This is a genomic window from Amycolatopsis sp. CA-211722 (assembly GCF_056828465.1).
In genome coordinates this window covers 8,645,011-8,669,671 of the sequence record NZ_CP184752.1, presented here as the reverse complement: position 1 = coordinate 8,669,671, position 24,661 = coordinate 8,645,011, and the positions used below count along the sequence as shown (strand labels likewise).

Sequence of the window (24,661 nt, the reverse complement as noted above, 5' to 3'; positions counted from 1 at the left end):
GCTCAGCCGTGCACGGCCGGCACCCGCCGGGCGCGCAGCACGTCGGCGACGGTTTCGGCGGCGGTCAGCGGGTCGAGCGGGTGGACCAGCACCGCGTCGGCCTGCGACCAGGTCGCGAGCCAGCGGTCGTCCTTGCGCCGCACCGACACCACGATGGGCGGGCAATCCTCGATCTCGTTCTTCAGCTGCCGGGTCAGCCCGATGCCGCCGGTCGGCTGGGCCTCGCCGTCGAGGATGGCCAGGTCCACGTTGCCCGCGTCCATCTCGACGAGGACCTCGGAGATGCCGGACGCCTCGGTGTAGTCCACCCGGCCGAGGTCGGCGGCGGGCCTGCGGCCGACGGCGTTGATGATCGCCTCGCGCACCTCCGCCTTGTGGCTGAACACCAGGATCCGCATCGCCTGCTCGCCCATGAGCGCGCCTCCGCCTCGTCTAGTCATGTCGACCCCGCGATGTTATCCGCCATGACCGACATCACGTGGACCACCCGACGGCTGGAGCGCGTCCCACCCCAGCGAATCCCCGCCGAGCCGCTGCGCGAGGCCCGCCATCCGTGACCGTTCCTGCGCGCAGTGCAGCGCGTCGAGGGTCTGGACCCGCACCGCGTGCGCGAGGGCGAAAGCGCCGTCCGGGCCCTGTTCTCGCAGCTCCCAGCCGTCCTGGGCGAGGATCGAGGCCGCCTCTTCCACCTTTTCGGGCGGCAGCTTCAAGTGATGACGCAGGATCGCGGGCGCTTCGGCGACCCAAGCGGGTGATCTGGCCAACGCCGAAGAATCCGCCTCGGCGGGATCGAAGGCCTCCACGACGATCTCCACTCCGGGCGTGTCGACGGTCAGGCCAGGGACGGAAGGCTTCCTGACCAGGTCACGAAGCCGATCTAGTAAACCCATGAGTAGCCCTGTTCCCACTTTCGTTCAGATGTGACCCGACACGCACGCGACCCGCCGTGGACCCACCCGGCGGGCCCCGTGCGTGAGAGGACATAATGCGACGCGTGACAACGGCAGCTCCCACCATCAGCCAGCGGGTCCACTCGCTGAACCGGCCGAACATGGTCAGTGTCGGCACCATCGTGTGGCTGTCCAGCGAACTGATGTTCTTCGCCGGACTGTTCGCCATGTTCTTCACCGTGAAGGCGCAGAACGCGTCCGGCCAATGGCCGCCGCCGCTGCACGGTGAGCCCTTCCACCTGAACATCGCGCTGGCGATCCCGTTCACCGTGATCCTCGTGGCGTCGTCGTTCACCTGCCAGTTCGGTGTGTTCGCCGCCGAAAAGGGTGACGTGTTCGGCCTCCGCCGCTGGTACATCATCACGTTGATCATGGGCGCGATCTTCGTGGGTGGCCAGGCGTACGAGTACCTGAACCTGATCCACGAGGGGCTGACGATCCCGTCCGGCGCGTACGGCACGGTCTTCTACCTCGCGACCGGGTTCCACGGCCTGCACGTCATCGGCGGGCTCATCGCGTTCGTGTACTTGCTCATCCGCACCAAGCTGAGCAAGTTCACCCCGGCTCAGGCCACCTCGGCGATCGTCGTGTCGTACTACTGGCACTTCGTCGACATCGTGTGGGTGGGCCTGTTCGCGGTGATCTACATCCTTCCGTGAACGAAGCCGCCACCACGACCTATCGGCCTGAACTGACAGCAAGGGTTGCCGCAAGATGACCTCCAGCAAGAACAACACGGAGCGCCGCTTCCGCAAGCGGTCGAAGGCACGCAGGCGGTTCGCCGGCGCGCTGGCGCTCGGGATCGCGCTGCTCAGCGTGGGCGGGTTGTACGCCGTTTTCGCCCCGGAGCCGCAGACCGCGCAGGCGCAGGGCGAATCCGCCCTCCTGCGTGAGGGCGAGAAGCTCTACAACAACACGTGTATCGAATGTCACGGGCCGAAGCTCGAAGGTGTCACCGACCGTGGCCCGAGCCTCATCGGCATCGGCGACGCGGCCGTGTACTTCCAGACCTCCACCGGCCGTATGCCGGCGGTCCGCCAGGAAGCCCAGGCGCAGCGGAAGCCGCCGAAGCTGAGCGAGGCCGAGATCAACGCGCTGGGTGCCTACATCCAGGCCAACGGCGGCGGCGCCCAGCGTCCCGCCGAGAAGGGCGACGCGCTGCGCGGCGAGGACGTCGCGCGCGGCAGCGAGCTCTTCCGCCTCAACTGCGCCTCCTGCCACGGCTTCACCGGCCGCGGAGGCGCGCTTTCCTCGGGCAAGTTCGCCCCGAACCTGGACCCGGCCACGGAGGAGCAGATCTACACCGCGATGCTCACCGGGCCGCAGAACATGCCCAAGTTCTCCGACCGGCAGCTGTCGCCGGAGGAGAAGAAGGACATCATCGCGTTCGTGAAGTCCGTGAGCGATGGGAACAACGCACCCGGCGGTAGCTCGCTCGGCGGTCTTGGCCCGGCTTCGGAGGGCGCGATCGCGTGGATCGTCGGGATCGCCGCGCTGATCGGCGTGACGTTGTGGATTGGATCGAAGGCATGAGCGCCGAAGGGCCGAAGCCGCCGACAGAGGCGGAATTGGCGGACATGGATCGCGACCAGCTGGTCAAGCTGGGTACCGCGCTCGACGGTGTCGAGATCGTCGAGTACCCGCAGCCGTGGCCGGTCGAGGGGACCAGGGCGGAGAAGCGCGCCGAGCGCGCCGTCGCCCTTTGGTTCGTGCTGGCCGCGCTGTCCGGCCTCGCGTTCGTGGTCCTCATCGCGTGGCCGCACTGGTTCGAGTACAAGGAGCCGGGCACGCACGGCTACACCCAGTACACGCTGTACACGCCGCTGCTCGGGATCACCCTCGGGTTGGCCGTGCTCAGCCTCGGTATCGGGGTGATCCTCTACACCAAGAAGTTCATCCCGGCCGAGGTCTCGGTCCAGGAGCGCGGGGACGGCGGCTCCAAGGAGGTCGACAAGGCCACCATCGTCGCCCAGCTCGCCGACTCGGGCAGCCGCAGCACCATCGCCCGCCGCTCGATGATCAAGCGGTCCGCGGGTGCCGGCGCCGGTGTGCTCGGTCTCGCCGTCGCGGCGCTGCCGGTCGCGTCCTTCATCAAGGACCCGTGGAAGGACACCGAGAACCGCGATTCGCTGTGGCACTCGGGCTGGAAGAAGAACTTCCCGGAAGAGAAGGTCTACCTGCGCCGCAACACCGGCCGTCCGCACGAGATCTCCCTGGTCAAGGCCGAGGACCTCGACGCGGGCGCGATGGAGACGGTGTTCCCGTACCGCGATTCCGAGAAGAACGACGAGCACGCGCTGTCGGCCGCCTTCAAGCGGGTCGACAACCCGGTCATGCTGATCCGTCTCCGCCCGACCGACGCCGCCAAGGTCGTCAAGCGTCAGGGCCAGGAGGACTACAACTTCGGCGACTACTACGCGTACACGAAGATCTGCAGCCACGTGGGCTGCCCGACCTCGCTGTACGAGCAGCGGACCAACCGGATCCTCTGCCCCTGTCACCAGTCGCAGTTCGACGCGCTCCACTACGCCAAGCCGATTTTCGGGCCGGCGACGAGGCCGTTGGCCCAGCTTCCGATTACAGTGGACTCTGAGGGCTACCTGATCGCGCGCGGAGACTTCAACGAGGCCGTCGGACCGGCCTTTTGGGAGCGTAAGTCATGAGTTCACTCACCACCCCGACGAAGGGGACGAACCCGGTCGAGAAGGCCGCGGGCGCTGGTGCGAAGTGGGCCGACGACCGGTATCACCTGGCCAAGGGCATGCGGCACCAGCTCAACAAGGTGTTCCCGACGCACTGGTCGTTCCTGCTCGGCGAGATCGCGCTCTACAGCTTCATCATCCTGTTGCTGTCGGGTGTCTATCTCACGCTGTTCTTCGACCCCTCCATGGAGGAGGTCGTCTACAACGGCAGCTACACCGGCCTGCAGGGCGTCGAGATGTCGCGGGCCTTCGCGACCACGCTGGACATCTCGTTCGACGTCCGCGGCGGCCTGTTCGTCCGCCAGCTGCACCACTGGGCCGCGCTGATCTTCGTGGCCTCGATGATGGTGCACATGTTCCGGATCTTCTTCACCGGTGCGTTCCGGCGCCCGCGTGAGGCGAACTGGGTCATCGGCGCGCTGCTGCTGGTCCTGGGCATGTTCGAGGGCTTCTTCGGCTACTCGCTCCCGGACGACCTGCTCTCCGGTACCGGTATCCGCGCGACCCTGTCGGGCATCGTGCTCTCGGTGCCGGTCATGGGCACCTGGATCCACTGGGCGCTGTTCGGCGGGGAGTTCCCCGGCAACGAGATCATCCCGCGCCTGTACACGATCCACATCCTGTTGCTGCCGGGCATCATGCTCGGCCTGGTGGCCGCGCACCTCGCGCTCGTCTGGTACCAGAAGCACACGCAGTTCCCTGGCGTGCGCCGCAAGGAGACCAACGTCGTCGGCGTCCGCATCATGCCGGTCTTCGCGCTCAAGGGCGGTGCGTTCTTCGCGCTGGTCACCGGCATCATCGCGCTGATGTCGGGCCTCTTCCAGATCAACCCGATCTGGAACATCGGCCCGTACAACGCGGCGCAGGTCTCGGCGGGTTCGCAGCCGGACTGGTACATGGCCTGGGCCGACGGTATGCTGCGGATCTGGCCCGCGTGGGAGCTCTACCTCGGGAACTACACGGTTCCGGCGGTGTTCTTCCCCGGCGCGATCGGGATGCCACTGCTGATCGGGTTGCTGCTGATGTATCCCTGGATCGAGCGAAAGCTGTCCAAGGACACCGCGCACCACAACCTGCTGCAGCGCCCGCGCGACGTCCCGGTGCGGACCTCGCTGGGCATCATGGCCCTGACGTTCTTCGCGGTCATCATGCTCTCGGGCTTCAACGACATCATCGCGTTCGCCTTCGACATCTCGCTGAACGCGACGACGTGGGCGGGCCGGATCGGTGTCCTGCTGGCCCCGCCGATCGCGTACTACATCACCTACCGGATCTGCCTCGGCCTCCAGCGGGCCGACCGCGAGGTGCTGGAGCACGGTGTCGAAACCGGCATCATCAAGCGCCTGCCGCACGGTGAGTTCATCGAGATCCACCAGCCGCTCGGCCCGGTGGACGACCACGGTCACGCGATCCCGCTCGAGTACCAGGGCGCGTCGGTGCCGAAGAAGATGAACAAGCTCGGCTCGGCCGGGCACGCCGTCGCCGGTTCGACCTGGTCCCCGGACCCGGTCGAGGAGACGATCGCGCTGGAGCGCGCCCGGGCCAACGGGCACGGCAACGGCAAGGTCGACGACATCGGTGGCGAGCCTTCGGAGGAGCGCAAGGAGATCACCTCCGGGCACTAGCTCGTCAGAAATACGTGAAGGCCCCCTTCACTGCGCTAGACGCAGTGAAGGGGGCCTTCACGTACTTGGGGAGGCTCAGGCGCCTTCGACGCCGATGTCGAACGCGGACTCCTTGTCGGCCTTCGAGTACGAGCGGAACGCGATATGCGTGACCGTGCTCAGCACGCCGGGGACCTTGCCGATCTTCGCCGGGATCAGATCCGCGAGGTCTTCGTGGGCCGTGACCCGGACCGAAGCGACCAGATCGACGTCACCCGCGCAGGAATAGACCTCGCGGACACCGTCGATGTCCGCGATCGTCTGTGCCGCCTCGGGGATGGCATCGGCTTCGACCTGGATCAACACGATCGCGGTGATCACTAGAGCGCCTCCTGGTTCAAGGGAATCCGGTGCCGGAATCCTAGCCCGCCACGCGTTCCAGCGCCGTCGCGCTCGCCGCCAGGTCGAGCCATTCCTGCCAGCCGCCCGCGGCGGCGGGCTCCGCCCAAGGACGCGTCGTGCGCACGAGCCGGACGCCCGGGCGGGTCAGCCAGCGCAGGAGGATGCCGATCTCCTCCGGGATCGCGCCGAAGAGCGGGCCTGGCCCCGGGATCACCGTCTCCGCGGACGCCACGAGCATCTCGACGACCGGCATCGGCGGCACCCCGCGCCGCGCGACCCCCGCCGACGCGAGCCTGCCGTGCCGGATCACCGCCAGCTCCCAGCCGCCGTTCCCGTCCGGCCCGGCGGCGATCAGCTCCGGGATACCCGCCAGCGCCGACTGCCGGTGCGCGCGGCCGACCGCGCGGATCAGCCCGGCCAGATGATCGCGATGCTGAGCGGCCTGCTCGTAGTGCTCCGCCGCGGACAGGCGGGCCAGCTGGTCGGCGGCGGCCCGCAGCGGACGTCCGTCCGTCCCGGCGATGAGCCCGGACACCGCCAGCACGCTCGGCCGGTACGCCTCGATCGTCTGCTTCCCGGCGCACGGCGCCCCGCACCGTCCGAGCTCGGCGAGGACACAGGGCGTCCCGTCCGGCGCGGTGGCCGAGATGCGCTGGGTGCACGTCCGCAGGCCCGAGGCGCCGGCGAGGGTGTCCGCGGCGGTCCGGGCGTCGGTCTGGGTGCGAAAGGGCCCCAGCATCCCGTCTCGCGGCATGCGGACCACCGACAGGCGCGGGAACGCCTCCTCGGTCAGCGCGACCCACCACGCGTGCCGCGGGTTCTTGGAACGGCGGTTGTACATCGGGCGGTGGGCGGCGATCAGCCGCAGCTCCCGGACGGCGGCCTCCAGCGCGTGGGCGCATTCGACGGCGTCGACCCGTTCGGCCAGCGCGACCATCTCCCTGATCCGGCCCCGGCTCTCCGAACCGGTGAAGTACTGCCGGACCCGGCGGCGCAGATCGGACGACGTCCCGACGTAGAGGACCTCGTCGCTCGGGCCGCGGAACAGGTAGACACCGGGCCTCGACGGCAGATGCTCGGCCAGCGACCGTTTGCGGCGCTGGGCGGCGGTCACCTCGGGCAGATAGTCCAGCAGCTCCTCAAGGGTGTGGACGCCGAGGTTGCCCACTCGTTCCAGCAGGGCGTGCAGGACGTCGACGGTGGCGCGCGCGTCCGCGAGCGCGCGGTGGTTGGGCGTCGTGCGCGCGCCGAACAACGCGGCCAGCGCGGAAAGCCGGTAGCTGGGCGTCTCGTCGCGGGAGATGACCCGGCGGGCGAGCCGGACCGTGCAGACGACGGCCGTCTTCGGCCAGTGGTAACCGTGGCCTTCGCACGCCGCGCGCATGAAGCCGGTGTCGAAGGCGGCGTTGTGCGCGACGAGCACGGCGCCGGAGATGAACTCGAGGAAGGCGGGCAGCACGCGCTCGATGCGGGGAGCGTCGTAGACCATCGCGCTGGTGATGCCGGTGAGCTCGACGATCTGCGGCGGGATCGGCATCCCCGGATTGACGAAGGTGGCGAATTCGCCGACGACCTCACCGGCGCGGATCTTGACCGCCCCGATCTCGGTGATCCCGTCCGGACCGGGTTTCGTCCCCGTGGTCTCCAGGTCGAATACGACGAAAGTGATGTCCCGCAAGGGAGTTCCCAGCTCGTCGAAGGCGAGTTGCGCCGCGCCGGGCCGCCGTCCGGTGTCCATGGTCGGGCACAGTAGGGGCGGGCACCGACAATCCCGGGTGTCCCATCGAGCGCGCCCCGAGGGGATGGGGCCTACGCTGGAGCGATGCAACCGCAGCCCGCAGTGCCCGAAACGCCCGAGGACGCCACCGGCGGCCTCTCGGGTGTCGTGGCGTCCGCGGGCGCGCAGGAGACGTCCGAAGAGGTGCCCGCCGAAGGCTGGACCTCCTTGCCGGAGACCGTGCGGGAGCGGATCGCCGAGCTCGCGGCCGCCGCCGTCGGCAAACTGCCGTCCGCCGACGTGCCGAGGCAGCTGCGCCCGGTCGCGAAGTTCGCCCCGGCGAAACGCGCGAAACTCGGCGGGACGGCGTTGCTCGCCGCGTTGGGGGAGTCTTCGCAGTTCCGGGTCGCGGTCACCGAATGGCTGCGAGACCACCGCAAGGACGCCCTCGACCCGAACGCCCCCGATTCCGTCGCCGCCGCGGCCGCCGCCGTGCTCCTCGGCGAGGCGGGCGCGGCCGGGCGGGTCCGCCTGGTGGCGAAGAACGCCGAGGAGACGGCGTTGCGCGCCGAACGGGACGCGGCGCTGGCCCGCAATCAGCGGCTGGAGGCCGAACTGGCCCAGCTGCGCGAGGAGTTGCGTGAGGCCAAGGAGATCGCCAGTGGCGCGCGGGGAGAACGCGACGCCGAGGTCGAGAAGCTCCTGAAGCGCTTGCGAGAACAAGGTGTCCAGCTGCGCCAGGCGAAGGACGCCGTCGCCGAGGCCCACGCACAGCTGGAGAGCGGCGGCGCCGAGAGCGCTGAGGAGATCAAGGCGCTGAAGGCCCAGCTGGACCGTGAGAGGCAGCGTGTCGCGGCGGAGCGGGCGCGGGCCGAGAAGGCCGTCACGGACGCTGAGATCGCCCGTCAGTCCGCGCGCGAGGCGCGTCAGGCCGACGAGGTGAGGCTCGGGTTGCTGCTGGACACGATCGAAGGCGCCGTCGGCGGGCTGCGCCGGGAGCTTTCGGTGAGCGCGCGGGGACAGCGGCCGGCGGACATGGTCCGCGGCGCGACGTCGGGTCTCGGGGCGGGCGGCAAGATCCAGGACGTCACGGGGCTCGACCGGCATCTGGCGCTGCCCAACGTGCACCTGATCGTCGACGGCTACAACGTCACGAAGACCGGATATCCGGAGCTGGCGCTTTCCGACCAGCGCGACCGGCTGATCCACCAGCTTTCCGCGCTCGCCGCGCGGACTTCGGCCGAGGTCACCGTCGTGTTCGACGGCGCCGGTGTGCTCTCCGTGCCCGCCGCGGTGCCGCGCGGGGTGCGGGTGCTGTTCTCCGAACGCGGTGTCCTCGCGGACGACGTCATCCGGTCCCTGGTCGCGGCGGAGCCGCCAGGGCGACCGATGGTGGTCGCGAGCACGGACCGCGCGGTGGCCGACTCGGTGCGGCGCAAGGGCGCGCACCCTGTTCCGTCGGCGGTGCTGGTGTCGCGGCTGAGCCGGGTGTGAAGGTGACAGAGGGCGTTGGGGTCTCGTGAGTGGTAAGGACGGTTAGAACCGTCCTTACCACTCACGAGCACGTCGGGCAGGTGACGCGCTCGCTCGTCGGTCGCCACCCCTCCCGTATGAGGACCACCCGCACCTCAGCCGCGACCTGGCACGGCGAATTCCGGACGTCCTTCCAGCCGTAGACCAGACGCGCCCGGCCGGCTAGTTCGGCCGCGTTGTCCCGGCGGCGGTCCCGGAACGCGACGGCGTCCATCGCGTGGGTGGCTCGCCCGTCCAGCCGGACGGTCAGGGCCGCGCCTCGTGAGTCGTAAGTGACGTCCTCCCACAACGTCTTTCCGTCGACTTCGACCGCTGTCTGCCGGTCACCCGGCGGCAGGCCGTGTCTCTCCTCGACCTGCTCCTTGAACTCCACTTCGAGCGCCGACATGAGGCCGCCGGCCACCAGCTCGAGGCCTCGCTGGATCTCGGCGCGAAAGCGGAAAGGCGGGCGCATCGAGACGCAGTCCCGCATCGCGGAGACCGGGACCTTGCTCCGGCTGACCAGGTCGACGACGACGTTCACCGCGTCGCGTGCAGTGGCCTGGGAGACCGCCAGATCGACGATCGTGTCCGTGCGTTTGGTGCGTGGAGGCCATGCCTCGGCCGCGGAGTACGGGAGCGCTCGCGACCGGTGCACTTCCACCAGCGGAGGCTGGGAAATGGCGGAACTGGAATACGGCACGGTGATCTCGATCGGCCCCTCCTCGACCGGTAGGAGCCGCCATTCCTCAGCCGCGGTGCGATGGCTCAGCACCGCGTGGCCGCCTCCGTAGCTGAGCGCGGCATGAATCCAGGCCGATCTCGGGAGAGGACCGGTGAAGGTCGCGTAGACCCGCGGCAGCACACGCTGCCAGCGTCCTGCCTCCAGGTTCGCGACGATGTCGGCCTTGCTGTGCCCATAGGCCAGCAGCTGGGCTCTGGTCACGATGCCGTGCTGTTCCTGCAGCAGGACGGGCCAGCTGGGTCGTTGTTCGGCCGGAATGGCTTCTTCCGACCAGCGTTTGTGTAGGGGCACACGTCCACGGTGGCCTGGGCAGGGGACGAGAAGGAAAGACTGCCGAAAGTTGTGGATGGGCGGAGCGGTTGTGGACAGCTCAGGTCTCGTGAGTGGTAAGGACGGTTAGAACCGTCCTTACCACTCACGAGGCCGAAACTGTCGGTGGTCGCTCTTAAGGTGCACCTCACCACTGAAAGTGAGGAGTTCGAGATGGACGACAAGGCCATCGCCGACATAGCCGACATAGAGACGTTCGTCATCGATTGCGACCGGTGCGCGGTCCGCGGTGACGCATGTCATGACTGTGTCGTCAGCGTCCTTCTCGGCGCGCCCCCGGCGCTCGAATGGGACGCCGACGAACGGAAAGCGATCGACGCGCTCGCGGAGGCGGGGATGGTCCCGCGCCTCCGGATGGTCGCGATCGTGGAGCAGGAGCGCCGGAAAACCGCCTGAGACACGCCACTACCGGGACATTCGGCGAGTGGTCGATCCGATCGGGTGAACGGTAGGTAGTCGCGACAGGCCCCAGGATGTAACGCCCGTCACAACTTTCCGCTCATGCTGGTCCGAAGGTGTTTCGGCGCATCACGCAGAGTTTTTGCGCCTGCCATGGTGGACGTCGTGCCCGTGGTTTCGTAACCTGTCCGAGATCTCGTGGCCGGAAGTCGTCGCCGGACGACGACACGGGATCGCCACCGAGGCAGCTTTGTCGGGGAGTTGCGTCAGAACCAGCCACGCGCCAAACCTGTTGCGATAGCTCTCGGCCAGGCGCACGGCGGGAACGCGGGGAACCGCGCGGGCCTCACGGCCGGCGTCGCGGCTTCGCGGAAGAGGGCCCCCGACCTCTTCGTCCCGGGTTCCGAGTCGGTGGCCGACAGCAAAGGAGACACGCGCGACCGTGCAGTCGCATCCAGTGAAGCGCGTGGTGTCAGGAGCTTTGGCCGCGGCCGCGGTGATCACCGCGGTGACCGTCGTCCAGCCCCCCGCCACTGCCGCCCCAGGCCCCGCCCTCCAACAGCCCCCGTCCGGCTCGGACGCGCTCGCCAAGTACCGCGACCTCGCGGCACAGGCGGAGAAGGCGAACGAAGACCTCCTCAAGGCGAAGGACGACCTCGCCGCGAAGCAGAGCGAGCTCGACAAGGCGACAGCGGACGCCGCCGCCGCCAAGGAACTCGGTGTCAAGGCGGCCGGAGACGAGAAGACGTTCCAGGCCGAGGTGAACCGGTTCGCCGGTGCCTCCTTCACCAGCGGTGTGCAGCTGAACAAGCTGTCGTCGCTGCTGTCGGGCGCGTCGACCCAGGACTTCCTGGAGCGTTCCTCGGCACTCGAGGTCCTCGCCGCGAACAAGAACACCGCCCTCAACAACCTGAGCGGTGCCGTCGCCCAGGCCGCGGCCGCGGCCAAGCAGGCGGCGGACGCGCAGAACGCGGCCACCGCCGCCCGTGACACGGCCGCCAAGCTGACCACGGACATCGAGGCGCGCCAGAAGACGCTGAACGACCAGCTCGGCGAGATCCAGCGCGCGAGCAACAACCTCAGCGCCTCGGACCGCAACGCCCAGAAGGACAAGGGCGGCGCGTTCCCCAACGTGCCCGCTCCGGGTCCCGCCGCGGCGACCGCGCTGGCCGCCGCGAAGAGCAAGCTCGGCAGCCCGTACGGCTGGGGTGACACCGGCCCGTCGTCGTTCGACTGCTCCGGTCTGATGCTCTGGGCGTACAAGCAGGCGGGGCTCACCCTGCCGCGGTCCAGCCGTCAGCAGTCGACCTTCGGCGCCGCGGTGCAGCGTTCGCAGCTCCAGCCGGGCGACCTGGTGTTCTACAACTCGCCGGTCTCGCACGTCGGCATGTACGTCGGCAACGGCATGATGGTGCACGCGCCGACCACCGGTGACGTCGTCAAGGTGTCGCCGCTGCAGAACAACTACGTCGGCGCCCGTCGCCCGACGGCCTGACGAACAGACGACAAGGGGCGGTACCGCGCGAGCGGTGCCGCCCCTTTCGCCTGCGGAGGGCCAAGTAGCCTGCAGGGGTGCTGAGGACGCTGCTGGTGACCAACGACTTCCCGCCCCGGCCTGGCGGTATCCAGAACTACCTGAACTCGCTGGCCACCCGCCTGCCCGCGGACGACCTGGTCGTCTACGCGCCGTCCTGGGAATCGAGCACCGGCTCGCACGGCGAGTTCGACGCCGCCGCCCCGTTCGAGGTGGTGCGCCATCCGACGTCGCTGATGCTGCCGACCCCGGACGTGCTCAAACGCGCCAAGGAGATCATGCGCGCCCGTGACTGCGAGGCCGTCTGGTTCGGCGCCGCGGCGCCGCTGGCGTTGCTGGGCCATCCGCTCCGGTCGGCGGGTGCCCGCCGGGTCCTGGCGTCCACGCACGGCCACGAGGTCGGCTGGTCGATGCTGCCGGGTTCCCGCCAGGCGTTGCGGCGAATCGGCGACACCGTCGACGTCATCACCTACGTCAGCAAGTACACGCGCTCCCGGTTCTCGGCCGCCTTCGGCCCGATGGCGGGGCTGGAGATGCTCCCGTGCGGCGTGGACACCGCGCTCTACCGCCCGGATCCGGCCGCGGGCAAGGAGATCCGCGAGCGGCACGGGCTCGGCGATCGTCCGACGATCGTCTGCGTTTCGCGGCTGGTCCCGCGCAAGGGCCAGGACATGCTGATCAAGATCCTGCCCGAGCTCCGCAAGCGGATCCCGGACGTGGCGCTGCTGCTCGTCGGCGGCGGGCCGTACCGCAAGACGCTCACCGGGCTCGTGGAGGCGATGGGCGTCGAAGACAGCGTCGTCATCACCGGATCCGTGCCGTGGAAGGAGCTGCCCGCGCACTACAACGCGGGTGACGTCTTCGCGATGCCCGCGCGGACGCGGGGGAAAGGGCTCGACGTCGAAGGCCTGGGCATCGTGTACCTGGAGGCATCGGCGACCGGGCTGCCGGTCGTCGCCGGGAACTCCGGTGGCGCGCCGGAAACGGTGCTGGACGAGGTCACCGGGCACGTCGTCGACGGCCGTGACGAGCGGCAGCTGCGGGAGACGCTGGCCGCGTTGCTGGCGGATCCGGTGCGGGCGCGGCGAATGGGGGCCGCCGGCCGCGAATGGGTCGGCGAGAACTGGCGCTGGGACACCATGGCGGGCAGGCTTTCCGAGCTGCTCGACGGCGACCCCGTCGCGGCGGTGCGCTGAGTGTCTGTTGGTGAACCCGCGCCGCGATCGACGTCGGCAGGGCGCGACCTGGTAAAGCTCGTTCCTGTGGGTGACCAGGGCGCCCTGCCACCGCGATAGCGGGGCCTCCGGCCGGGCGGGTTCATGCGTTAGGTCCGTTCTACGAGGCCGTCCTCAGCTCCGCCAACAGGCTCTGAGGAGTCAGGGTTCGTAGCGCGCCGGATGCTTCGGATCGTCGACGCGGATCACCACGTCGGACAATGCCGACGGGTCGACTTCCCGTTCGTAGCGTTCGTACGCGGGGAGCGCCCATTCCTCGGGCACCCGCCGCTTGAGCGCGGCGGGCGAGAGCCACAGGTGCACGCTCAGGTCGAAGGCGAGCCCCGCCCCGAAGAGGAATTCACCGTCCAGCAGGACGACGCCGCCCTCGGGCAGGCCGACGCGTTCGGCACGGGTGGCGCGATCGCGGACCGGATCCCACAGCGACGGGAGGACCTGCCCGCTGCCGTCCTCGGCGAGCGGGTCCAGCACCTCGCGACGCAGGGCACCGAGGTCGAGCCAGTCGGTGTAGCGGGAATCCGGGTCTTCCTTGCCGCGTTCGAAGCGCAGCGAGGCCGGCCTGAGGAAGTCGTTCGCCGAGACCCGCAACGCCGCGTGACCGGCGACGCGCAGGGGATCGACCAGGGCGTCGGCGAGTTCTGTGGTGTTGGTCGCACCGGCCGCGCCGTCGATCGCGACCGCGATCCGGCGGCGGCCCGTGATCGCCGTGATGCGCTGGGTCAGTTCGGAGACCAGCAGAGCGGGAGAAATCGGACGGTAGCGCACAGACAGAGATCCTCCACCCGGACCGGTGACTGTCGCACCGTACACCCGATGGGATGATGGCCCGGTGACCAAGACAACGGCCAAAACAGCCGGAAGTGGTTGGCAGGTAGGCGTTTCCCAGACGGTGCCGTACAGCGGCACCCAGGTGTGGGACTTCCTGGTCGGACGCGAGGGCGTGGGCATCTGGCTCGGCCCGGGCGCCGAGCTCGGCACCGAGCTGGGCGCGGCGTACGAGACGGCGAACGGGACGACCGGCGAGATCCGCGGCCGCTCCGAGGGCGACAAGCTCCGCCTGACCTGGCGGCCGAAGGACTGGGACCACGACTCGACCCTGCAGATCACGGTGAGCGGAACCGAGCAGAAGACCACGCTCCGCTTCCACCAGGAGTGGCTCGCGGGCGCCGACGAACGTGAGGAACAGCGGGCATACTGGACCGAAGTGACCGAGCGAGTGGTGGCCGCGCTGGCCGAACGCTGAGCGGCGCGCCGGGGAGGCGTACCGATGGGGGAACCGAAGAACCTGGACTGGGAGCTCGTCCAGGATCCACACCGGGTTTCGGAGCTGCTGCGTGAAGAGGGCCCGGCCCGCAAGGTCCGGCTGCCGCGCGGGCTGAACGTCTGGATCGTCACCGGGTACGCCGAGGCCCGCGCGGTCCTCGCGGATTCCCGCGTCGGCAAGGATCCCGCGGCCATCCGGCGGCTCTTCGAACGTGACGGCTTCGAATCGGCGGCCGACAACGCCGTCCGCGCGCTCGGCGCGCACATGCTCAACTCGGACCCGCCGGACCACACCCGGCTGCGCAAACTGGTCAACCAGGCCTTCACCTCGCGCACGGTTTCCCGGCTGCGGCCGCGGATCGAGCAGATCACCGCGGAGCTGCTGGACGGCATCGGCGACGCCGAGCGCGTCGATCTCCTGCCCTCCTTCGCCGTCCCGTTGCCGATCCGGGTGATCTGTGAACTGCTCGGCGTCCACGCGGGCGACCAGCCGGCGTTCGCGACCTGGTCGAACACGATGGTCGCCTGGTCGACGCCGGAGGAGCTCCAGGCCGCGGCGGCGAAGATGCACGCGTACCTCGTGGACCTCATCGAGGAGAAGCGCGCCGAGCCTGCCGAAGACCTGCTTTCGGGCCTGATCCACGCCAGCGACGAAGGCGATTCGCTCTCCGCGGAGGAATTGCTGGCCATGGCGTTCCTGCTGCTGGTGGCGGGATTCGAGACGACGGTCAACTTGATCGCGAACAGCGTCTTGGCGCTGCTCCGGGAGCCGGAACAGCTGGCCGCGCTCCGTGCCGATCCCGCCCTGCTGCCCGGCGCGATCGAGGAGTTCCTGCGCTACGACGGCGCGATCCACCTGGCGACCATCCGGTTCACCAAGGAACCCGTCCCGGTCGGTGACGTCGAGATCCCGGCCGGCGAGTTCGTGCTCGTCTCCCTGCTCGGCGCGAACCGCGACGCCGGGCGGTTCGAGGACCCGCATCGGCTGGACGTCACGCGGCCGGCGGCCGGGCATCTCGCGTTCGGCCACGGCATCCACTACTGCGTCGGCGCCCCGCTGGCCAGGCTGGAGGCCGAGATCGCGTTGCGCGGGCTGCTGGAGCGGTTCCCGGCGCTGAGCCTCGACGCCGAGCCGGAAGCCTTGCGGTGGCGGGAAAGCACCCTCGTCCACGGCCTGGAAACCCTCCCTGTGCGCCTGCGCTGAGGAGAGGGTGTCGTAGGGTCGCCGGATGGACGCCGCCGAACTCCTCGCGCTCGACGCGGAACACGTCTGGCACCCGTACGGGCCGATGCCGAGCACGATCGATTCCCTGCTCGTGCGTGAGGCGAGCGGGGTCCGGCTCACCCTCGACGACGGCCGTGAGCTGGTCGACGGCATGTCGTCCTGGTGGGCGGCGATCCACGGCTACCGGCACCCGGTGCTGGACGCGGCGCTGGCCGAGCAGGCGGGCCGGATGAGTCATGTGATGTTCGGCGGGCTCACCCACGAACCGGCCATCAGGCTGGCGAAGACGCTGGTCGACCTCGCGCCGGAGGGTTTGCGGCACGTCTTCCTGTGCGATTCCGGGTCGGTGTCGGTCGAGGTCGCCGTCAAGATGTGCCTGCAGTACTGGCAGTCGGTGGGGCGCAAGGAAAAGCGGCGCCTGATGACCTGGCGCGGCGGTTACCACGGCGACACGTTCACGCCGATGAGCGTCTGCGACCCCGAGGGCGGGATGCACTCGCTGTGGCGCGGGATCCTGCCGGATCAGCTGTTCCTGCCCAGACCCCCCGGCGGATTCGCCGACGAGCCGGACCCGGCGTACCTCGAACTGCTCGCCACCGAGATCGAGCGGCACGCGGGCGAACTGGCCGCGGTCATCGTCGAGCCGGTCGTGCAGGGCGCCGGCGGGATGCGGTTCCACCCGCCCGCGTACCTGCGCGCGCTGCGCGAGATCACCGAGGCCAACGGAGTCCTGCTGATCTTCGACGAGATCGCCACCGGTTTCGGCCGCACCGGCACGATGTTCGCCGCCGAGCACGCCGGGGTCACGCCGGACGTCCTGTGCCTCGGCAAGGCGCTGACCGGTGGTTACCTCACGATGGCGGCGGCGCTGTGCACGCCGGAGATCGCCGACGGGATCTCGCGCGGTGAGCTGCCGGTGCTGGCGCACGGCCCGACGTTCATGGCGAACCCGCTGTCCTCGGCCGTCGCCAACGCCTCGCTGGGGATCCTGGCCGAAGGCGGCTGGAAGTCCGACGTCCCGCGGATCGAGGCGGCGCTGATAGCCGGGCTCGAACCGGCTCGCGAGCTGCCGGCGGTCGCCGACGTGCGGGTGCTCGGCGCCATCGGCGTGGTGGAGCTGGACCATCCCGTGGACATGGCGGTGGCGACCGAGGTCCTCACCGCGAACGGGGTCTGGCTGCGCCCGTTCCGGAACCTGATCTACACGATGCCGCCGTACATCGCCGGGGCGGACGACCTCGCCACGATCACCTCCGCAATGGTCTCGGCCGCACAAAAAGCGTAAATACGGCGAAATTCAGCCCAAAGAGTGTGACAGCGGCCACAGCAAACCGGAGGGGCCACGCTGGGTACAGAGCGTGGTCGCGAGTTGATCTTGGTCAGGCGAACGGGCGAGTCCGATCGAGGTCCAACTCGGGCGGTTTGTCGGCAAAGCGTGGTATGCCCTAGTTCCCCGGCGCACAAGCAAACCTGAGAATCCTTTGCGTAGCGGACTTTTGCGCGCCGATCGGGTTTCCTGCCCCCATGATCGACTTCGTTGGTGACGAGCACGACACCGGACCTCCGGGCCGCCGCAGCAATCCCGCATCGACCCTCCTGAAGAACCTTCGCCACGACATCCCGGCTTCGGTCGTCGTCTTCCTCGTGGCCGTCCCGCTTTCGCTCGGCGTCGCACACGCCGCCGGGGCCCCCTTGCTCGCCGGACTCGTCTCCGCCGTCGTCGGCGGGATCGTCGCGAGCCTCTTCGGCGCCTCCGTCCTTCAAGTCAGCGGTCCCTCCGCGGCGCTGACCATCGTCATCGCGGAGACCATCGCCACCTTCGGCTGGGCCGCCACCTGTGCGATCACCGCCGCGGCCGGCGTGGTCCAGATCCTCTTCGGCGTCTGCCGGGTCGCGCGGGCGAGCCTGGTGATCTCGCCCGCCATCGTGCACGGCCTGCTCGCCGGGATCGGGTTGATCCTCGTCCTCGGCCAGCTGCACGTCGTGCTCGGCGGCACACCTCGGAGTTCCGCGGTCGAGAACGTCCTCGCGCTGCCGGGCCGGATCGTCGGGCACCACGACCAGGCCGCGCTGATCGGTGTCGTCACCGTCGGTGTTCTGCTGGCCTGGACGCGGATGCCGCGTTCGGTGCGCCGCGTTCCCGGCCCGCTCGCCGCCGTCGCGCTGGCGACCGGCCTTTCCGTCGCGGCCGGGATGGACCTGCCGCGCGTCGACCTCCCGAACGGCTTGCCAGGGCTGGGTTTCGTCCCCGAGGTGCCGTCCGGTTCCTGGGCCGCGATCATCGCCGCGGTCCTCTCCATCGCGCTCATCGCCAGCCTGGAGAGCCTGCTTTCCGCCGTCGCGATCGACAAACTCCGCGACGGGCCGCGCACCGACCTCGACCGCGAGCTGATCGGGCAGGGCCTGGCGAACGCCGCTTCCGGGTCGCTCGGCGGATTCCCGGTCACCGGCGTAGTCGTGCGCACCATGACCAACTACGAAGCGGGCGCCCGCACCCGGATGTCGGCGATCCTGCACAGCGTCTGGATCCTCGGCTGCTGCCTGTTCCTGGCGGGCGCGCTGCGGCTGATCCCGCTGGCGGCGCTCGCCGGTCTCCTCGTCTACGTCGGCGCGAAACTGGTCAACCTCACCAATCTCCGCGAGGTCCGCCGCCACGGTGACCTGCCGGTCTACCTCGCGACCCTGCTCGGCGCGGTCGCGGTCGACCTGCTCACCGGCGTCGCCGCGGGGATCGTGGTGGCGCTCGCGCTGATGCTGCGCCGGATGCTGTTCTCCGGGATCCACGTCGAGCGGGACGGCCCCCGGAGCCGCGTCGTCATCGAGGGCGCGCTCACTTTCCTTTCCGTGCCAAGGCTCACGACCGTCCTCGCCGAAGTCCCCGGACGTTCGGAGGTGACGCTCGAACTGTTCGTCGACTACCTCGACCACGCCGCTTTCGACTGCCTGCGCGGCTGGCAGCGCGCGTACGAGCGGGCCGGAGGGACCGTGATCGTCGACGAGATCGGCCATCCCTGGTTCGGCCGCGGGAAGGCGGGCGTCCCGACCGTGCGCCGCGGCGTCGCCTCGCGCGTGGTGCCGCGGTGGCTCGCGCCGTGGTCGCAATGGCAGGCCGAACATCTCGAACTGCCGGGTCAGCGCGGTGGCAGTGTTCCGTTGTGCCGGGGTGCTTCGGAGTTCCAGCGGCGGACGGCGCCGCTGCTGCGGAGTACGTGGGACGGGCTCGCGAACGGGCAGCGGCCGCACACGTTGTTCGTCACCTGTGGCGACGCCCGGATCGTGCCGAACCTGATCACCACCAGCGGGCCGGGGGACCTGTTCACCGTACGGAACATCGGAAATCTCGTCCCGCACGCCAGTGCCGAAGCGGATTTCTCGGTGGGGGCGGCGATCGAGTACGCCGTCGGGCTGCTGCGGGTGCGGGAAGTGGTGGTGTGCGGGCATTCCGGCTGCGGGGCGATGAAGGCGCTGCTCGGTGACGCGCCCACCGGACTCGTGCACCTCGGTGGCTGGCTGCGTCATGGCGAGGCGACGATGCGGCGCAGGGAAAGTGAAGGGCCCGTGCTGCTCGACGGTGCCCGTCCCGGCCACGAGGCGGATCTGCTCGCGTTGCACAACGTGGTGCAGCAGTTGGAAAACCTGCGCTCGTACCCGGTGGTGGAGGCCGCGCTGGCGCGGGGCGAACTCCGGCTGACGGGGATGTACTTCGACGTCGGGAAGGCGAACGTGTACCTGCTCGACGAAGCGCTGCGGTCGTTCACCTCGGCGGCGACCCCGGTGAAGTCTTAAGCGCGTGAAGGCCCCCTTCCCTCGGCTGAGCCGAGGGAAGGGGCCTTCACGCGCAATCGGCCCGAAGTTGGCCGGGCGGCCGATCGATAGATCCCAGGATTCGGGAGCCCGCAAGGCTTTTCGCAATGCCGCGGACACCTTCGGGTAACAGAACAGGCCGAAAGTGGGCCACGCCACCCGCCGGTGGAGTGATATTCACTCGATCAGGTGGTGCATATCGGACAATTCACCAGTTTCCTGGTGATCATGATGGTGATCATCAAAAAACCTCTCGCCGTGCTCCGGCACGACCTGCCCGCCTCGTTGGTGGTGTTCCTCGTCGCCGTCCCGCTGTCACTCGGGATCGCGCTCGCGTCAGGGGCGCCGATCGTCGCGGGGTTGATCGCCGCCGTGGTGGGAGGTGTGGTCGCCGGAGCCCTCGGTGGCTCCGCTCTCCAGGTCAGCGGCCCGGCCGCCGGGTTGACGGTGATCATGGCGGAAACCATCGCGACGTTCGGCTGGGCGACCACCTGCGCGATCACCGTCGCCGCGGGCGCGCTCCAGATCCTGCTCGGGCTGAGCCGCATCGCCCGCGCGGCGCTCGCGATCTCGCCCGCCATCGTCCACGGCATGCTCGCCGGTATCGGCGTCACGATCGTCCTCGGCCAGCTCCACGTCGTACTGGGCGGAACCGCCCAGAGCTCGGCGCTCAAGAACATCGCCGAACTGCCCGCCCAGATCGTCGGCCACCACGACACCGCCGCGGTGATCGGCGTGCTCACCATCGGCATCCTGCTGGTCTGGCCGCGGCTTCCCGCGTCCGTCCGCAAGGTGCCCGGCCCGCTCGCCGCGATCGCGCTGGTGACCGTGCTGTCCGTCGCCGCCGGGATGACCCTGCCCCGCGTCGACCTGCCGGGCGACCTGCTCAACATCCGTTTCGCACCGGAGTTCCCGGACGCGGGCTGGGGCGCGTTCGCCGTCGCGGTCATCACCATCGCGCTGATCGCCAGCGTCGAAAGCCTGCTCTCGGCCGTCGCCGTCGACAAGATGCACACCGGACCGCGATCGAACCTCGACCGCGAACTGATCGGGCAAGGCGCCGCGAACATGACCTCCGGCGCGCTGGGCGGGCTCCCGGTCACCGGCGTGATCGTCCGCAGCTCCACCAACGTCGCCGCCGGCGCCCGCACCCGCGTGTCCGCGATCCTGCACGGCGTCTGGATCCTGGTGTTCGTCGCCGCGTTCGCCGGGCTGATCCAGAACATCCCGCTCGCCGCGCTGGCGGGCCTGCTCGTCCACGTCGGCGCGAAACTGGTGAACCCCGGCCACATGAAGCAGGTCCTCAAACACGGCGACCTGGGGCTGTACCTGGTGACGCTCGCCGGGGTCGTCGTCTTCGACCTCCTGACCGGCGTCCTGCTCGGGATCGCGCTTTCGGTGCTGCTGATGCTCCGGCGCACGGTGTGGTCCGGGATCCACGCCGAACGCGCCGGTGACGAATGGCGCGTCGTCGTCGAAGGTGTCCTGACGTTCCTTTCGGTGCCGAGGCTCAGCCGGGTGCTCGCGACCGTGCCCGACGGCGCGAAGGTCACCCTGGAACTGGTCGTCGACTACCTCGACCACGCCGCCTTCGAAAGCCTGTCGAACTGGCAGCAGGCGCACGAACGCGCCGGTGGGCAGGTGATCGTCGACGAGGTCGGGCATCCGTGGTTCGCCAACGGCAAATCCGGCGACCCCACGCTGACCAGGACGGCCGCGGTGCGGTCGGTACCGCGGTTCCTCGCGCCGTGGTCGGACTGGCAGGCCAAGGACATCGAGGTACCCGGCCAGCGCGGCGGGCCCACCCTGCGCGGGGCGACCGAGTTCCAGCGGCGCACCGCCGCGCTCATGCAGCCCGCGCTCAGCAAGCTGGCGGGCGGCCAGGCACCGCACACGCTGTTCATCACCTGCGGTGACGCGCGGATCGTGCCGAACATGATCACCACGAGCGGTCCCGGCGACCTGTTCACCGTCCGCAACATCGGGAACCTGGTGCCCGCCCGCCGGGCCGACCCGTCGATGGGCGCCACCGTCGAGTTCGCCGTCGGTGTGCTGAAGGTGCGCGAGATCGTGGTCTGCGGGCATTCCGGCTGCGGCGCGATGCAGGCGCTGGCCACCGGCGCCCCCGACGGCGCGCCGATGCTGGCTTCGTGGCTGCGGCACGCCGAGCCGAGCGCGAAGCGCGAGGTGACGGTGACCCTCGACGGTGCGCGCCCGGACGCCGAGGTCGACCGGCTGGCCCTGCAGAACGTGCTGCAGCAGCTGGAGCACCTGCGCCACTACCCGCTGATCGCCGAAGCCGAGGCGCGCGGCGAACTGCACCTGACGGGCATGTACTTCGACGTCGGGGCGGCGCAGGTCTACCTGTCCGACGACGAGAGCCCGGCGTTCATCCCGGTCGGGGCCGTCACCACATCCGGGACCTAACGGAAGCCGTTCAGCGCCACTCGATCCGGACCCACTACATTCAACGCACGTGAGCATGCTGGTCATGACCGGCACCGGTACGGGTGTCGGCAAGACGATCTCCACCGCCGCCATCGCCGCTCTGGCCGCCGGTCAGGGCCAGCGCGTCGCCGTGCTGAAACCGGCGCAGACCGGAGTGGGCCCGGACGAACCGGGCGACCTCGCCGACGTGCTCCGGCTCGCCGGGCCGGTCACCACCCGGGAGCTGCGGAGATACCCGGACCCGCTGTCGCCGGAGGCGGCCGCCAGGCTGTCGGGACTGCCGACGCTGGCCCCGAGCGAGATCGCCGCCGCGGCGAGCGACCTCGACGGCGAACACGACCTCACGCTCATCGAGGGCGCGGGTGGCCTGCTGGTCCGCTTCGACGCGGCCGGGGCCACCCTCGCCGACGTCGCGTGGTCGCTGGGGGCGCTGGTCATCATCGTCGCGGAGGCCGGGCTGGGCACCCTCAACGCGACCGCGCTGACCGCCGAGGTCGCCACCAAACGCGGCCTCACCGTGGCCGGGGTGATCATCGGCTCGTGGCCCGACGAGCCGGATCTGGCGGCGGTGTCGAACCTGGCCGACCTGCCGGTCGCCGCCGGCGCCCCGCTGCTGGGCGTGCTGCCCGCCGGGCTGGGCACGGCGGGGCCCGAGGAGTTCGCCGACCGGGCCAAGGCGGGTCTCTCGCCGTGGTTCGGCGGGGAGTTCGACCCCGAATGCTTCGTCGGCCGCGCGTCGGCCCAGAAGTGACCTGCGTCGCTGTGGCCGAGAGGCCCGGTCGTGCACGATGATGTGCCTTCGCTTCACCGCCCCACCCCGAACAGGAGCCGCCTCGTGACCACTGCCCCGGAGACCGTCGACATCCTCGCCGTGGCGCGTGACCAGGTCCTCGAGCGTGGTGTCGGGTTGAGCGAAGAGCAGATCCTCGAGGTCCTGCGGCTCGACGACGATCACCTGACCGACCTGCTGGCGCTGGCCCACGAGGTCCGGATGCGCTGGTGCGGCCCCGAGGTCGAGGTCGAGGGCATCATCAGCCTCAAGACCGGTGGCTGCCCCGAGGACTGCCACTTCTGCTCGCAGTCCGGCCGCTTCCCGACGCCGGTGCGGTCGGCGTGGCTGGACATCCCCGGCCTGGTCAAGGCCGCCCGCCAGACCGCCGAGACCGGCGCGACCGAGTTCTGCATCGTCGCCGCCGTCCGCGGCCCGGACAAGCGGCTGCTCTCGCAGGTCCGCGAAGGGATCAAGGCCATCCGCGAGGACGGCAACGACATCCAGATCGCGTGTTCACTCGGCATGCTCACGCAGGAGCAGGTCGACGAGCTCGTCGAGATGGGCGTGCACCGCTACAACCACAACCTGGAGACCGCGCGCTCGCATTTCGCGAACGTCGTCACCACGCACACGTGGGAAGAGCGCTGGGAGACCCTGCGCATGATCCGCGAGGCGGGCATGGAGGTCTGCTGCGGCGGCATCATCGGCATGGGGGAGAGCATCGAGCAGCGCGCCGAGTTCGCCGCGCAGCTGGCCGAGCTGAACCCGGACGAGTGCACGATGAACTTCCTCATCCCGCAGCCGGGTACACCGTACGAGGGATACGAGGTCGTCGAAGGCAAGGACGCGCTGCGCACCGTGGCCGCGTTCCGGCTGGCGATGCCCCGTCCGCTGCTCCGCTTCTCCGGCGGTCGTGAGCTGACCTTCGGCGACCTCGGGACCAAGCAGGGCATGCTCGGCGGCATCAACGCGATCATCGTCGGCAACTACCTGACCAACCTCGGCCGTCCGGCCACCGCGGACCTGGCGATGCTCGACGAACTGAAGATGCCGGTGAAGGCGATCAGTGACGTCCTCTGACCCCGCGGCGTACTGCGTCCACTGTGGACAGCCGTCCGACGGGGGCGCGGAACATCCCGCCTGCCACAACCCGAGAACCGCGCTCGAACCGCCGCGCTACTGCACGTATTGCGCGCGGCGGATGGTCGTCCAGATCACCCCGGTCGGCTGGACGGCCCGGTGCAGCCGTCACGGTGAACTCGCCGGCTGACTCCCCGCGTTTCGTCCTCTAGTTGCGGTAGTTGCACGCGCAACTACCGCAACTAGAGGACGAAACGCGGTGGAGGCGCGTGCGCTGGGGGCGTCATTGGTTACGCTCTGCACAAGCAGCACGAGGGAGGAGTCCGGGGTTGGGCGAGACGACGGGTAAACCGGCGCACCTGTCTTCCAGCGTGCCCGACCCCTGGTCGGTGCCCGTGCTGCCGCGGCCGCGCCGCCCGCACCCCAAGGTCGTCATCAAGGCCGATCTGCTCCCGGCGATCAGCGTCCTGTCCACGGCGGGGCTGCTCGGCTTCCCGCTGGCCTGGCTTTGGTCGCGGCTCGCGCCGCCCCAGCGGATGCGCGTGATCAACGACCGCGGCACCCTCGCCCCGCTGGAGCTGGAGAGCTGGCATCGTTTCGACGATCTGGCCGTCTACGGTTTCCTCGCGCTCGGCGCCGGGCTGCTGATCGGCATCGTGACCTGGCTGCTGCGGGAGCGCCGCGGTCCGGTCGTGCTGATCGCCGCGACCGGCGGCGCGACCCTCGCGGGCTGGCTGGGGACGACGATGGGGGTCGCGTTCGCCAACGGCCGCTACGAGGTCGGCGCGGCGCCCGCCGTCGGCGACGTCATCGCGAAGGCGCCGCAGATCGAATCCCCGTGGATCATGCTGGCCGCGCCGTTGATGACCACGCTGGCGTACACCCTGCTGACCGCGTGGAACGGGCGGGAAGATCTGGGTCGCCGCCTCGGCTGACGAA

The 24,661-nt window shown here is 69.7% G+C and carries 23 protein-coding genes; 17 read left to right on the top strand and 6 right to left on the bottom strand.

Annotated elements, in window-relative coordinates; genetic code table 11:
- Positions 1–2: 2 nt before the first annotated feature.
- Positions 3–413, bottom strand: a complete 411-nt coding sequence (locus tag ACOCEP_RS39775) for a hypothetical protein (protein WP_016336048.1) — start codon at positions 411–413, stop codon at positions 3–5.
- Between the two features lie 42 nt (positions 414–455).
- Positions 456–890, bottom strand: a complete 435-nt coding sequence (locus ACOCEP_RS39770; RefSeq protein WP_482335085.1) for a hypothetical protein — start codon at positions 888–890, stop codon at positions 456–458.
- A gap of 95 nt (positions 891–985) precedes the next feature.
- On the opposite strand from ACOCEP_RS39770, the gene ctaE reads away from it, so the two are divergent.
- From ctaE to qcrB, 4 genes are read left to right on the top strand one after another with little or no spacing between them, the layout of a single operon-like run.
- On the top strand, positions 986–1,609 hold the full coding sequence (gene ctaE, locus ACOCEP_RS39765; protein ID WP_091599208.1) for an aa3-type cytochrome oxidase subunit III: 624 nt from the start codon (positions 986–988) through the stop codon (positions 1,607–1,609).
- Between the two features lie 55 nt (positions 1,610–1,664).
- Complete coding sequence (qcrC, locus tag ACOCEP_RS39760; protein WP_038510197.1) at positions 1,665–2,483, top strand: cytochrome bc1 complex diheme cytochrome c subunit; 819 nt, start codon at positions 1,665–1,667, stop codon at positions 2,481–2,483.
- Positions 2,480–3,613, top strand: coding sequence for a cytochrome bc1 complex Rieske iron-sulfur subunit (gene qcrA / locus ACOCEP_RS39755; protein WP_482335084.1), 1,134 nt, complete (start codon positions 2,480–2,482; stop codon positions 3,611–3,613). The genes qcrC and qcrA overlap by 4 nt, the downstream gene beginning before the upstream one ends.
- A complete protein-coding gene (qcrB, locus tag ACOCEP_RS39750; protein WP_482335083.1) occupies positions 3,610–5,277 on the top strand; it encodes a cytochrome bc1 complex cytochrome b subunit in 1,668 nt (555 codons plus the stop codon). Before qcrA ends, qcrB begins: the two co-directional genes overlap by 4 nt.
- A 75-nt stretch (positions 5,278–5,352) precedes the next feature.
- On the opposite strand, the gene ACOCEP_RS39745 is transcribed toward qcrB, so the two are convergent.
- Complete coding sequence (locus ACOCEP_RS39745; RefSeq protein WP_482335082.1) at positions 5,353–5,637, bottom strand: Lrp/AsnC family transcriptional regulator; 285 nt, start codon at positions 5,635–5,637, stop codon at positions 5,353–5,355.
- 40 nt (positions 5,638–5,677) lie between these two features.
- On the bottom strand, positions 5,678–7,396 hold the full coding sequence (locus tag ACOCEP_RS39740; RefSeq protein ID WP_482335081.1) for a DEDD exonuclease domain-containing protein: 1,719 nt from the start codon (positions 7,394–7,396) through the stop codon (positions 5,678–5,680).
- An 84-nt stretch (positions 7,397–7,480) separates the two neighbouring features.
- Here ACOCEP_RS39740 and ACOCEP_RS39735 point away from each other — a divergent pair, with 84 nt between their 5' ends.
- The gene (locus ACOCEP_RS39735; protein ID WP_482335080.1) at positions 7,481–8,869 is read left to right on the top strand and encodes an NYN domain-containing protein; all 1,389 of its coding nucleotides are present in this window, start codon (positions 7,481–7,483) and stop codon (positions 8,867–8,869) included.
- 61 nt (positions 8,870–8,930) lie between these two features.
- On the opposite strand, the gene ACOCEP_RS39730 is transcribed toward ACOCEP_RS39735, so the two are convergent.
- The gene (locus ACOCEP_RS39730) at positions 8,931–9,923 is read right to left on the bottom strand and encodes a hypothetical protein (RefSeq protein WP_482335079.1); all 993 of its coding nucleotides are present in this window, start codon (positions 9,921–9,923) and stop codon (positions 8,931–8,933) included.
- Between the two features lie 192 nt (positions 9,924–10,115).
- On the opposite strand from ACOCEP_RS39730, the gene ACOCEP_RS39725 reads away from it, so the two are divergent.
- From ACOCEP_RS39725 to ACOCEP_RS39715, 3 genes are all read left to right on the top strand, one after another.
- On the top strand, positions 10,116–10,358 hold the full coding sequence (locus ACOCEP_RS39725; protein ID WP_482335078.1) for a hypothetical protein: 243 nt from the start codon (positions 10,116–10,118) through the stop codon (positions 10,356–10,358).
- A 445-nt stretch (positions 10,359–10,803) separates the two neighbouring features.
- A complete protein-coding gene (locus ACOCEP_RS39720; protein ID WP_482335077.1) occupies positions 10,804–11,856 on the top strand; it encodes a C40 family peptidase in 1,053 nt (350 codons plus the stop codon).
- 77 nt (positions 11,857–11,933) lie between these two features.
- Positions 11,934–13,091, top strand: a complete 1,158-nt coding sequence (locus ACOCEP_RS39715; RefSeq protein ID WP_482335076.1) for a glycosyltransferase family 4 protein — start codon at positions 11,934–11,936, stop codon at positions 13,089–13,091.
- Between the two features lie 180 nt (positions 13,092–13,271).
- Here ACOCEP_RS39715 and ACOCEP_RS39710 read toward each other — a convergent pair whose 3' ends face one another.
- Positions 13,272–13,895 (bottom strand): nucleoside/nucleotide kinase family protein, encoded by a 624-nt coding sequence (locus tag ACOCEP_RS39710; RefSeq protein ID WP_482335075.1) that lies wholly within the window; start codon positions 13,893–13,895, stop codon positions 13,272–13,274.
- A gap of 124 nt (positions 13,896–14,019) precedes the next feature.
- On the opposite strand from ACOCEP_RS39710, the gene ACOCEP_RS39705 reads away from it, so the two are divergent.
- The 9 genes from ACOCEP_RS39705 (at position 14,020) to ACOCEP_RS39665 (ending at position 24,657) form a co-directional block, all read left to right on the top strand.
- Positions 14,020–14,373: an SRPBCC domain-containing protein gene (locus ACOCEP_RS39705; protein WP_482339908.1), complete on the top strand. Its 354-nt coding sequence runs from the start codon at positions 14,020–14,022 to the stop codon at positions 14,371–14,373.
- A gap of 24 nt (positions 14,374–14,397) precedes the next feature.
- The gene (locus ACOCEP_RS39700) at positions 14,398–15,597 is read left to right on the top strand and encodes a cytochrome P450 family protein (protein WP_482335074.1); all 1,200 of its coding nucleotides are present in this window, start codon (positions 14,398–14,400) and stop codon (positions 15,595–15,597) included.
- A 25-nt stretch (positions 15,598–15,622) separates the two neighbouring features.
- Positions 15,623–16,903, top strand: coding sequence for an adenosylmethionine--8-amino-7-oxononanoate transaminase (locus tag ACOCEP_RS39695; RefSeq protein WP_482335073.1), 1,281 nt, complete (start codon positions 15,623–15,625; stop codon positions 16,901–16,903).
- 239 nt (positions 16,904–17,142) lie between these two features.
- Positions 17,143–19,404: a bifunctional SulP family inorganic anion transporter/carbonic anhydrase gene (locus ACOCEP_RS39690; RefSeq protein WP_482335072.1), complete on the top strand. Its 2,262-nt coding sequence runs from the start codon at positions 17,143–17,145 to the stop codon at positions 19,402–19,404.
- Positions 19,405–19,650: 246 nt separating this feature from the next.
- Positions 19,651–21,849 carry a SulP family inorganic anion transporter gene (locus ACOCEP_RS39685; RefSeq protein WP_482339907.1) on the top strand — a complete coding sequence of 733 codons (2,199 nt, stop codon included), beginning with the start codon at positions 19,651–19,653 and terminating at the stop codon, positions 21,847–21,849.
- Positions 21,850–21,898: 49 nt separating this feature from the next.
- Positions 21,899–22,621, top strand: a complete 723-nt coding sequence (gene bioD / locus ACOCEP_RS39680) for a dethiobiotin synthase (protein WP_482335071.1) — start codon at positions 21,899–21,901, stop codon at positions 22,619–22,621.
- A gap of 84 nt (positions 22,622–22,705) precedes the next feature.
- Positions 22,706–23,722 carry a biotin synthase BioB gene (gene bioB, locus ACOCEP_RS39675; protein WP_482335070.1) on the top strand — a complete coding sequence of 339 codons (1,017 nt, stop codon included), beginning with the start codon at positions 22,706–22,708 and terminating at the stop codon, positions 23,720–23,722.
- Positions 23,709–23,912 (top strand): biotin synthase auxiliary protein BsaP, encoded by a 204-nt coding sequence (bsaP, locus tag ACOCEP_RS39670; RefSeq protein ID WP_395882922.1) that lies wholly within the window; start codon positions 23,709–23,711, stop codon positions 23,910–23,912. The genes bioB and bsaP overlap by 14 nt, the downstream gene beginning before the upstream one ends.
- A 139-nt stretch (positions 23,913–24,051) precedes the next feature.
- Positions 24,052–24,657 carry a DUF2567 domain-containing protein gene (locus ACOCEP_RS39665; protein WP_482335069.1) on the top strand — a complete coding sequence of 202 codons (606 nt, stop codon included), beginning with the start codon at positions 24,052–24,054 and terminating at the stop codon, positions 24,655–24,657.
- The last annotated feature ends 4 nt before the right edge of the window (positions 24,658–24,661 follow it).